Origin of the sequence: Acinetobacter sp. CFCC 11171 (genome assembly GCF_003268405.1) — a bacterium.
Lineage (GTDB): Bacteria > Pseudomonadota > Gammaproteobacteria > Pseudomonadales > Moraxellaceae > Acinetobacter > Acinetobacter amyesii.
On the sequence record NZ_LQXP01000009.1, the window covers coordinates 92026 to 102360 of the forward strand.

Annotated in this window: 17 protein-coding genes; all 17 read right to left on the minus strand. The window is 41.9% G+C overall.

From position 1 onward, the window contains the following. Positions 1 to 2: 2 nt before the first annotated feature. On the minus strand, positions 3 to 260 hold the full coding sequence (locus AVJ20_RS06515; RefSeq protein ID WP_111884614.1) for a hypothetical protein: 258 nt from the start codon (positions 258 to 260) through the stop codon (positions 3 to 5). Beyond that, positions 247 to 633 carry a hypothetical protein gene (locus AVJ20_RS06520; protein WP_171319226.1) on the minus strand — a complete coding sequence of 129 codons (387 nt, stop codon included), beginning with the start codon at positions 631 to 633 and terminating at the stop codon, positions 247 to 249. The genes AVJ20_RS06515 and AVJ20_RS06520 overlap by 14 nt, the downstream gene beginning before the upstream one ends. Further along, on the minus strand, positions 630 to 1007 hold the full coding sequence (locus AVJ20_RS06525; protein WP_416240540.1) for a glutamate 5-kinase: 378 nt from the start codon (positions 1005 to 1007) through the stop codon (positions 630 to 632). The genes AVJ20_RS06520 and AVJ20_RS06525 overlap by 4 nt, the downstream gene beginning before the upstream one ends. Further along, positions 1004 to 1378 (minus strand): hypothetical protein, encoded by a 375-nt coding sequence (locus tag AVJ20_RS06530; RefSeq protein WP_111884615.1) that lies wholly within the window; start codon positions 1376 to 1378, stop codon positions 1004 to 1006. The genes AVJ20_RS06525 and AVJ20_RS06530 overlap by 4 nt, the downstream gene beginning before the upstream one ends. Positions 1379 to 1381: 3 nt before the next feature. Beyond that, positions 1382 to 1849 (minus strand): hypothetical protein, encoded by a 468-nt coding sequence (locus AVJ20_RS06535; protein WP_111884616.1) that lies wholly within the window; start codon positions 1847 to 1849, stop codon positions 1382 to 1384. 50 nt (positions 1850 to 1899) lie between these two features. After that, positions 1900 to 2856 (minus strand): major capsid protein, encoded by a 957-nt coding sequence (locus AVJ20_RS06540; protein ID WP_111884617.1) that lies wholly within the window; start codon positions 2854 to 2856, stop codon positions 1900 to 1902. 20 nt (positions 2857 to 2876) lie between these two features. Beyond that, positions 2877 to 3626, minus strand: a complete 750-nt coding sequence (locus tag AVJ20_RS06545) for a DUF6651 domain-containing protein (RefSeq protein WP_111884618.1) — start codon at positions 3624 to 3626, stop codon at positions 2877 to 2879. 107 nt (positions 3627 to 3733) lie between these two features. Then, a complete protein-coding gene (locus AVJ20_RS06550; protein WP_111884619.1) occupies positions 3734 to 3973 on the minus strand; it encodes a hypothetical protein in 240 nt (79 codons plus the stop codon). Then, positions 3973 to 5100: a minor capsid protein gene (locus tag AVJ20_RS06555; protein ID WP_111884620.1), complete on the minus strand. Its 1128-nt coding sequence runs from the start codon at positions 5098 to 5100 to the stop codon at positions 3973 to 3975. Before AVJ20_RS06555 ends, AVJ20_RS06550 begins: the two co-directional genes overlap by 1 nt. Positions 5101 to 5102: 2 nt before the next feature. Next, a complete protein-coding gene (locus AVJ20_RS06560) occupies positions 5103 to 6536 on the minus strand; it encodes a DUF4055 domain-containing protein (RefSeq protein WP_111884621.1) in 1434 nt (477 codons plus the stop codon). Between the two features lies 1 nt (position 6537). Next, a complete protein-coding gene (locus AVJ20_RS06565; RefSeq protein ID WP_111884622.1) occupies positions 6538 to 8031 on the minus strand; it encodes a terminase in 1494 nt (497 codons plus the stop codon). A 12-nt stretch (positions 8032 to 8043) separates the two neighbouring features. Next, the gene (locus AVJ20_RS06570; protein ID WP_111884623.1) at positions 8044 to 8556 is read right to left on the minus strand and encodes a terminase small subunit; all 513 of its coding nucleotides are present in this window, start codon (positions 8554 to 8556) and stop codon (positions 8044 to 8046) included. Between the two features lie 4 nt (positions 8557 to 8560). After that, positions 8561 to 9085, minus strand: a complete 525-nt coding sequence (locus AVJ20_RS06575; RefSeq protein ID WP_111884624.1) for a hypothetical protein — start codon at positions 9083 to 9085, stop codon at positions 8561 to 8563. A gap of 17 nt (positions 9086 to 9102) precedes the next feature. Next, positions 9103 to 9492, minus strand: coding sequence for a Gp49 family protein (locus AVJ20_RS06580; RefSeq protein WP_111884625.1), 390 nt, complete (start codon positions 9490 to 9492; stop codon positions 9103 to 9105). A gap of 45 nt (positions 9493 to 9537) precedes the next feature. Then, positions 9538 to 9837, minus strand: coding sequence for a hypothetical protein (locus AVJ20_RS06585; RefSeq protein WP_111884626.1), 300 nt, complete (start codon positions 9835 to 9837; stop codon positions 9538 to 9540). A 33-nt stretch (positions 9838 to 9870) separates the two neighbouring features. Then, entirely contained in the window at positions 9871 to 10149 is a 279-nt protein-coding gene (locus tag AVJ20_RS06590) for a DUF968 domain-containing protein (protein WP_111884627.1), read from the minus strand. After that, a partial coding sequence (locus AVJ20_RS18420) for a hypothetical protein (protein ID WP_213066186.1) occupies positions 10142 to 10335 on the minus strand: 194 nt, incomplete at its 5' end. The genes AVJ20_RS06590 and AVJ20_RS18420, both read right to left, overlap by 8 nt.

The window sequence follows — 10335 nt, forward strand, 5'->3', positions numbered from 1 at the left end:
CGCTATTCTCGATATTCAACAGTCACATCACCAAATAAAACTTCATGCGCCAATTCACTATTAATCACAACTGGTCGACATTCAATATCAGTCTTGATTCGAATTAAGAAGCCTTTTTCCAAATCCACATAAAAGGCATCTCGAATCTGCTCACCATTTAAAAACACCGATTTAATGTTAGTAGCGCGAACACCAACATGAAACGCCTGATCTGAATCAACTGCACGTTGAATTAGGTTTGAATCATCAATGTAAATCATCAGCTTCACTCTCCTGAAACATTGAAAATAAATCCTGAGCAATACGCTGTATTGAATAAGCTTCAAATTCAGTACTAGGCTTTTTCTCACCCATTAGCTTTCTAATTTTCTGCCAGATATGCACAGCCTCATGCAATAAAAGCCCATGCACTTCAATCAATGTTCTTTCACTACAATTGCCCAACTGAACAATACAGTGTTTGCCACCATCGTAATAATCAACCTGAGCACCTGCACCCAAATGCATGAACTCTTGCGTATCGCTCATATCATCAAACAACAAATCAAATTGATCTTGGTTGCGAACTAGAGTGTATTTTGAATGCTCAAAGGGTGAGATATGCCATTCGGGTACATAGTTGTTGCTGATCATGTGCCCACCTTTCTAAGTTGGCAAGTCCAAATACCGTTTGTTGGGTCTGCACCAATATTCACGACCTTGAAGTCACCTTTACTGGTCACCCAAACATCATCAATCTGTGGAACCTGAGTCACTTCGTTTTGCAGAACAATCGCTTTTGCATCTTCGGCTTGATAGTCGGCAGGCTTCACTAAGTCTTTTAAATATGAGCCAAACAGGACGCCACGCCCTGAATATGATTCACTTCCCATAATTGGATAAGTCTGCGTTTCAAAATCAAACTCGCCTGAGTAAATTGGCTTCTCACAGGTGAAGGAGTCGACTGCATCAGCAAGCTTTTTATCAAAGGCTTTGGCAACCTTTGATTGGATCTTATTTTTGATCATGCTCGATACACCTCAAAACCAAAGCCTTTCGGCTTTAAATCCAATGAAGCAATGTAAGCCCGCGCAATTTGCTCAAACTCAGATACTTCAATGCTGCCCTCGGCAAAACTTTCAGTGACCTGCACTGTGTCTGCTTTTACGCTTTCACTGGTAGTTTGACGAGCAATACCGGTATAAATCACACCTGCAATAATGCCTTTAATGATTTCACATGCAGCATCAAGTAAAATTGGATCAATTGGATTTGGAACAAAGCCAACTTCATTTTTCATCCATGTATTGGCTAAAAGAATGAGGCGAGCTTTATCACCAGCTGGTGCAAAGTCTGCCCCTAGAATTTGGTCAGCCTGTTCTTGGGTAATAAAGCTCATTGGTTATTCCTTTGTTTTGTTAGCTTGTGCAGAATCTTCAGCTGCTTTTGCTGCCTTTAATTCTGCGGCAGTTGGCTTTTTAGGCTTTGCTTCAACTTGAGCTTTAAGTGCTTCATTTTCAGCAGTTAGCTTTTTGACAGCTTCACACTCTTTGTCCAACTGTTCTTTCAGCTCAGCATTTTCAGCAACAACCTTTTCACATTCAGCTTTCGCATCATCAATGGTTTGTTGTAATTCAGGTGTGATGCCAACTTTTGCTTCAATGGTGACGATATTGGAATTATTGCGCTTAATCAGATCTAGATAAGCCTTAGGAACATCACCAGCCACTTCTGAGCACGGTTCCAAAGTATCAGCTTCGTGATAAGCACTAGCTTTGCGGAGGATATAACCTTCACCTTGAAGTTTTGCCACATTTTCGGGAGAGAAGTCATCCGTGAAATATAGGCGTTTATTAGATTCTTGTTTCATGTTTTCTATTTCCAATCAGGCAAAGAAAAGCCCCTTTCGGGGCACTTCATTTATGCAGATTTAATTAAGACGCCAGCTGTATCTTTCACGCTTGATGCGATTAGATCCCAGTTAGTTGGAGTGCCAATTGCTGCATCAGTTGGAGATTTGCCACCAGTAGCGGTATCCCATGCGTAACCTTTCACACCTGCACCGAATGTCCACTCAGCTTGGTAGGTGTACTTGATATTCTCACCACCAGTGCCAGGCACCAATTCAGCATTGAAGTCATTGTTGTCATTCACGACAACAGCACCTTCTACGAGGCCTAGCGAGTTATAGAATGCAGTACCAGCATTATCACCAACCAGTGCAGGCGCATCAGTTACCACAAATACACGACCAAACGGATCTCGCACAACGTTTACACCGTCATAGCGGAAAAGGTTTTCAGAGTTGGCCAACGCATTATCAAAAAGGTTATGCATTGTGGTTGAGTGAACAATCCAAGCACGAATTGCGCTTGAACGGTCGCCAAGTTTCGCAGCACCCTTGTTTAGCAAGCGGAAGGATGCGGCATCAGTGCCATCACCATGCACAGCATTGAGATTGCCTGAAATCGCAGAAGATGCCCCCAAAATACCCGCATTCAGCATATCCGCTAGACGCGCCTTAGCCAGCTGTTCACCAATAGTTAAAGCAGCAAGTTCAGGGTTTTGAAGAATCCAAGAATACTGCTGTTTTTCATATTCAATGGGTGGTGTGCCTGCTGCGACTTTTACAGCTACATCAAGTAATTGTTCTAAACGTTTTGCAGTAACTGTGCCTGTACCATACGCATTACGACGACGCACAATACCAGCAATTGCCTTGAATGATGCTTCAATGTTGAAATCACCACCGAAAGGCTCATTGATCAATTGGATTGCGCCCTGTGATGCTTCATTGAATTTATTAATGTCCTGTGCCACTGTTTCTGTCATTGCGGCATAGGTTTGCTTGTTAAATACCTGTAAATCAAAAGGCATATGCCTCTCCTTAAATTAATTTATGCTTGTTCGCCCACTTGCTTCATGTAAGCAATTTTTTCTTCTTTGGTTTTGCATTCAGCCAAAGATTTAGGGCCCGATTTGTTTCCATCACCACCCTGAAAACCCGCACCACCAGCTTGAGAACCTTTTAAAATTGAATCCTTATGTTGGTATCCGCCAACCAAAGTTTCTAAAGCTTCGTCAAAGTCTGCGATTTCACCCGGGCGAGTGCGTGAATAGATTTTTTGACCGTCTGTACCCACTGCTACAACCTTGCCATTTTCGATTTGGAAGTTTTTCCCAAACGTGGCTTGAATCATGTCTACCGGCACAGCGATGTTGTCTTGAATGAACTTAGAACGAGCAAAACCACCGCCAATCAATTCACTATGTAATTGCTGCTGAACAGAATCACGTTCTTGTGTAAGTTTTTGGAGTTGTGGCTCATAGGTCTGTTTTAGTGCTTCGGTAATTTCAGCCTTCACCTTGTCTACCTCACCTGCATCCACAAGTTTTTTAGCATCAAGGTTTTGAACAATGTTTAACGCTTCTTTTACTTTCACTGGGTCAAGCCCTTCAAAAGCCTTGGCCTGCGCTTCAAACTGCTCTTTGGCTTCACGATGGGTTTTCGCTTCACCATTCAAACGTGTGATTGTTGCCACTGTCTGCGGTGCATCAAAAGCCACTTCTTTACCATCATCATGAACATAAACAGGCTTACCATCCTGAACCACTACATGACCGTTTTCGTCTAATTTCAATTTCATAAGTCATCCGACCCTTTTAGGTGAGCATCCGCTCGTTACGCTGTCCGCATCCGCTTTCAGCAGGTGTAAAAAAAGCACCCGATTTGGGTGCTCTAATTTGAATTTGGTTATTTAGGTTGAAATGGTTGGTCTCGAAAATCCGTGCCTTGCATGACTGGCTTTAACGCCTGAGATGCAATCCAGATCTCATTACGACATACAGGACAACTCAGCACATACACTGTTTCATTTCGATCTGATTTTACTTGAGCTTCATTTTTCTGAAACTCAAGCACCGAATGACACTTACCACATGATGCTGTGTAGGTTTGCAGCTCAGGCGGTGTGCCTCGACTAATTACTTTCATTATTCACCCAATACATTGTTAAATGTCTTTTGATCTAAAGCTTTAAGCTCTGCCAGTGTATAACCCCGTTTATTCAAAGGATCAGCAAACTTATCAATGCTGTACTCACCTTTCTTGTAAAGTTCATACTTCGATTTACCCAACCAAGTGCGCTGAAAGAACTCATCCGACTGCTCGAAGAACTCTTTAAACGATGTATTTGCATCCAACTGCCCAATTAAGTGTTTGCGCTCACCCTTGGGAATGTCCTTAACCTTGCGTTCATCCATCACAAATGGTCTCAACCCTGCAATTTCACCATCTTTATTGCAAGGCACATAGGTTGTGCGGTTATTTGGATGAACTGGAAAACGTGGCCGCGCTGAATCATCGATAGCAAACACATCCCCATCAATCGATGCACAGTATTTGCAGGTGCGCCCGTCCAAAGTGGCTACAACCTTCACATACTCGTACCCAAGCGCCTTGTACGTATCGATATAAGTTGCAGTACTAATGTGACTGCGGGCTGTTCTTACTTGACGTTCAATTGATTCACGTGACGACTTAAGTAAGCCATCTTTATAATCTAAAGCCTTTCGCCCCTTGATTCGTTGCACAATCTGCTGATTGGTCTGCCCTTGTGAAATACCATCACGAATTGCACTTTCAACTTTCTTTCGTAGTGTTGCTGCAATATCTGCAAATAGATAATCAACCAAAGCACCACCTGAAAAAGGTGCTTTCTTTGCAGCCCTATATATCTTTTCAGCATTGACTACCGCAGCAGTACCAGCAACCAACTTCGCAGAATATGAAGCCTCATAAACGGCCAACTGTAATGCTGATTTATCGAACTGCTCAAACAAGTCCACATCAATTGATTTGAACCACTCATTCAGAATGGTCTTAATATCTTCAATATTTTTACTAGATTTAGCCTTACTCGAAAAGTTTAGGCTTTTAAGTGCATTTCGCTCTGAGTCTGACAGCTCGTTTAAGATATCTACTAAGCGGTTTAAGTGGCTATTGGAAAGATTATTAAACTGAGCTGTAAGTTCATTTACTGCTTGAGATGATGCGCGGTAGAGATAAGCTGAATGTTGGCTCAGCGCATCAACCAAGGCTTTCTGCGCTGAAATGTTCATGTTTAATCCTTATCATCTAGTGAATCTATTCCACCATCTTCACGCTTTTCAATTTTCTTAACGATGTCTTCCCATTTATCTTCTGGGAAAGTACCGGTCTGCTCGTAGTGATACCAGACATACATCGGCAAATCACCTGCAAGACAAGCTTCATAAATCAATTTTGAGCGTGTTGGGTCATATTTTGGTTTATTAAAGTCCTGAGCAATCGTAAAGCTCAGCTCATCCACTTTTAGATCATGTTCAGGCATCACAAATTTGGCACACCAGCGCAGTGCATTGGTAAAGGCTTCAGATACATTCGCCACAACGAGTGACAAAACTGAATGTTGGACTGAGCTATCATTGTCTGCCTGAGTCGCTGTTTTATTAGCAGAACCGACTTCAATTAATCGAGCACCAAGCTCCTTCATTTGGTTCCACTTATCATTCATACGCTCATAAGCCAGTCCATTCTTTTCCGCTTGGACCATCTTGGCATCTGTAGGTATGCCTGATCGACTACCTACACTGGCTCCTGACTCCTTTACCATGTCGTACTGTTCTGGTGTAATATTCGGAAAGCACAAAGTAGGCTGTCCAACAATGAATGCCGATTCCTCTACATCAGCAGTACTGGTGTAATAAGACAACTCCATAGTTGCCAACTCATACAGTGGTGCTGTACCAATTTCATCTGAGTTGTCTACCGCGCCGCAGAATGTGAATGGAATATAATCCCAAGGCTGACCGTGGTAATCCATTGGAATGTATTTCTCGCCTTCTACCCATTCGCCTTTTTCATTTTTAGTGAAAATTTGAACTGTGTAAACAAAGCCACTACCAACCTCTTCAAGCGCCAAAATTCGATACTGATCGCTGGATTCAACCTTAAATCCATTACGGGTTTTTACCGTCTCAAGCAGCTTCACAAAACTTAGCTTTTTCTGGTTACCAACAATGATGTAATCCCAATCAATAATTGAACTAGCCTGAAGAATATGGATCATCGGAAAAGCACCTTTAGACTTTTCCTCTGCCTTACTGCGACTTGGCGCAACATTTGGAAAATCAACATAAACACCACAGCGGTAGTTTCGGTTAATTAAACGTGTTGCACGTTGGGCACTCTGATAAATAGATCGACCCGCACCATCAGCATTGCGCTCTAAATATTCCAATTCATCTGGTTTATTGAATATTGGTGATTTGCCATAAGCCAAGCCAATATGACTCGCCAAAGTACGGCTTGTCACACCGGGGAAAATTGCACGCATCAAATATTCGTTATAGCGATTTGAGCCATCTGGATCATTCTTTGAATTAAACAGAGATGGCTTAGGCAGGTACTTCTCTTTTGCTGCCTTAATAACTTCCTGACCACCACAAACATCATCCAACTTATTCCAAGTCGCAATGTGCTTATCATAGTCGGCATGTGTTGCTGTAATACTCATATTAGAATCCAAACATTGGTATATCGATGCGTGTGACCTGTGGGATTTTATTCATCGCCACAGCAAAATATCTAAACCCATCCGCACCATGCGATGTGTGGTCATGCAAAGGCTTATCTTTCCAACAACCACGCTTGTCATCCCATTCTTTGCGATAATTTTCCAAATGGGAGATACCTTCTGCACACTTGGTTTCATCAAACTCGCATCGAGGTAGGATTTCACGGGCTAATTCAATGCCGTCCATGATTCCAATGTTAGGGACCACTTGAAAGCGAACTGAATATCTCGACCCATCAATGTCATAACCTTCTTTGGCAATATCAAGACGAGATTTACCATCATTCATCAATGAACGGTTTTGAATATCATGCGGAGCGTAATGTGCTGAATAGTTATAGCCACGATCTTTCAGGACTTTGAAGTAATGACGCATCCCTTCACCTGAGTTTTCGTAGTAATCAATCACTTGATAACGGTCATCACCAATCTTGCGAACAAACCAGATCACCATAGAATCCGATACACCCAAATCCCAAAAGGTCATCACCTCTAGATGTGAATTGTCAGGCAATTGACCAATGCGACCATTCTCATACAAGAATTTGAATTGCTTCTTGTAGTAAGCGCCTTCTACTGACTGAGCAAATGCTTCAGATGGAATAGATGGATACTCACGCTTAATATCCTCACCAAGCGTTTTCTCTTTCTGCCAGTACCATTGCTGCTGCTCTGGTGTGGTATGGATGTTGTATTTGGCTTTTAGTTCAGCAAAGTAATCTTTTAAGCGTTGCGGAATCTCTGTCGTTACGGGTAGTGAGTAGTCTTGGTTTTTCCACCACGAGAAGAAAAAGAACTTCCAGTCTAGGATGCCAAGCGTTCTGCCTTGCAGTTGCAACTTCTCAGCGGTCTGGCAATAGTCGTAAAAATAACCAGACTTACCCTCAGCTGTAGATTCAAGCGTAATCTTTCCACCTAAACCAACCGCTTCAAAAGCACCAGTGACAATCTCACGAGCTTTATCTGGGTATTTAGCACAGATCTTACCGAACTCGGATATATGTAATCGCTTTAGCGTTCCACCACGGAATGATGTACTGACCGTGACTGATCCACCTTTGGAGAATACAAGTTCTTCCTTGGTCTCAATGCTTAGTGGATTGGCTGCACGTAATGGGTGTGGCAACTTCTCATAAGCATACTTAACCTTTTCCCGAAACAAACGCTTAGCATCATGCAGGGTATGTGCAATCAAGGCACACTTATCAGACATGAACAGTGCAGCATCCAATTGAATGATGCACATCTCAGTCGTAAAGCCGAGCTGACGCGCTTTTAAGATGATGTTTCTCGACCACTCATTTTCAAAGTATTCAAGCTGCTCAAGTGTCATCTTGAACTTAACTTGCTTGCCGTTTTTATCGGTGATGTAGTAGAGATTGTTCAAGCGAAAGTGCTGATCAATAAGTTTTGCTCTATGCTCAGGTTTAAGCATATGCCCTCCTTATTAATCGCTGCTAAGTTCATCCATCAGGTCAGATAGTGATTGAATCTCAAGCTGTCCTGAATGCTCAATCTTGTCTTTGAACGCACCAACCGAAACATGCTTACCGAGCAATTCAAGATTCTTAACCTTGTCAGGCCATTTGATCTTTTTAAGCCAACCTTCGCCATCATCCACACTGATTGTTTCGATGTTTGATATGTATTGACGCCAAATCTTAGGCCATTCGCGCAACGGTTTAACATTGCCGTCGTCGTCCATGATGTCTAGTACATCCATTTGATCAATTTCGACTAGGCGCTTTAAGACATAATCAGCATCAATTTGGGTGCGTTCTTCTCGCTTTGCTTGAGCTTCTGCAATAGCTTTTGTGATTGTAGTATTTTGTAGTAGTTTGACAGCATTGGTATTAGCCAATTTCGCTGAAAACCCTGCTCTGATATACGCTTGCGTAGCATTCAGGTCTATCAGATATTCTTCGACAAACCTTTGCTGTTTAGGCGTTAGGTTCGCCATATCTTTACTCCATTTTTAAATACATTAAATCGTCTGGCATTGTTAAATGCACACCCAACTTCACAGATGCAAACGCAACTATGTAGTCGCAAAACTCTGAAAACTGCTTCTTATTTGCCTTGCTAGATTTCACGTGGTCCTGAATAAACATTCTGACCACACGATTGTATTTAGCTGTATGAATGAGCTTCTCTTGACCATCGAGCAATCGCAACACATCCCGATAACCAATTACAGCCTCAAACGCTTCTAGTGCATCTGGATTGTCCCGGATATAGATTTTTGCCAGAAACTTTTTCTTCATTTCATATTTGATCTTTTCAGGCTCATCACCTGTGAATTTAGCCATTTGACCGAACCACATGTGAAGCAATCTATTTTGCGCCTTGCTTCGGTCTTCCTGCTTTTGATCAATCACCACCCTTAACGGCTTACCACTCTCAATCGCCTGAGTGTAATTGGTATGCATGTAGTTAATGGCTTTGGTGATATCGGCATGGGAGTTGATAGGAAACACGGCTTTTTGCATTTCCTATCCCTCTCAAGTTATTGCGCTTGATATAGCTTTTCTTTCAACAAATAGCCTTCAAGTTGCCAGATTTTATTACGTGCATTTTCATACGCAATCTTTTGACCAATTTCAGCATTGAAGTTTTCAGGACTTACACATGCTGATTCACCTGTAACAGTGAAGCCATTTTTTAAAATGATTACGCAGAATGTGAGTAAATCAAGCTGTACTGGCGGCTGAACCACGCGCATTTCTTCAGGGATTGATTTGAATTCTTCAGTTGCAGTGAGCGCACCAGCAAAGCCATCACCAGCAGTAAAGTAATGAACACTTTGAATAACTGAATTAATATGATCTGGTGTTAAGCGTGGTGCATTAAGACCCTTGTCTTGAATTTTCTGTTCAATCTGTTTTTCGTTTGACATTTCCTGCTCCCAATAAAAAACCACCGCTTGGGTGGTTAAGTTAATCTACATCATGACTCGACTTTTCAGCTCTTTAAATGCACCATCGAATACCATATTCATGAGTTTTTCTTCTTTCTGCATTTTCCAAATGTAATCAGTCGAGAACCTAATGAAGCATGAATAATTATCTTTCTTTGCTCTAATTACCACTTCTCTAGGCATTTCTTTATTCACATATTCTGCAAGCACAGAATACTGAATGTCACCATCCATTGCGCCATAAAGCAAACTAAATGCACTTCCGTCTTCTTCTTTTCGCTTGAAGTCATATTTATTCGACAAGAATATCTGCAAGTTATCCATGACTTTCACCTGTGTTTATTTGAATCAATTATATCAAAAAACATCATCCTGATCTTTAAGATTCATCATCAACTCAGTCTTAACCAACCACTTCTCAAACATGGCTTCACTTTCTGCCCGATTACCCAATTCAAAACGATCAAACGCAGCATGGCAGATTGCACATAAGGGAATTACAAATAGGTCAGAACTTTTGATTCCTCTGCCTTTGCCGTGCTTGGCGCTATTTGAATGAGCCGCTTGACTGTTTGGATTACCACACCGCACACACGGAAGCTTACGAATCTCAGCCAGTCGCTTTGAATCACGCATACAATGCTTCACGTAAATTCTTAATTCGCTCTTTCAGCTTAATCATGATGCCATCAATCGTTAGCATCTCTGCCCGCGTCAATCCCGATCTACTGAGATTCTGATACTTAGACAGCTCAGCACTGCAAAATTCTAAGTCTTGTTTCGCTTGTACTTTGTCTGTCATAAGTTCACCCAATAAGAAAA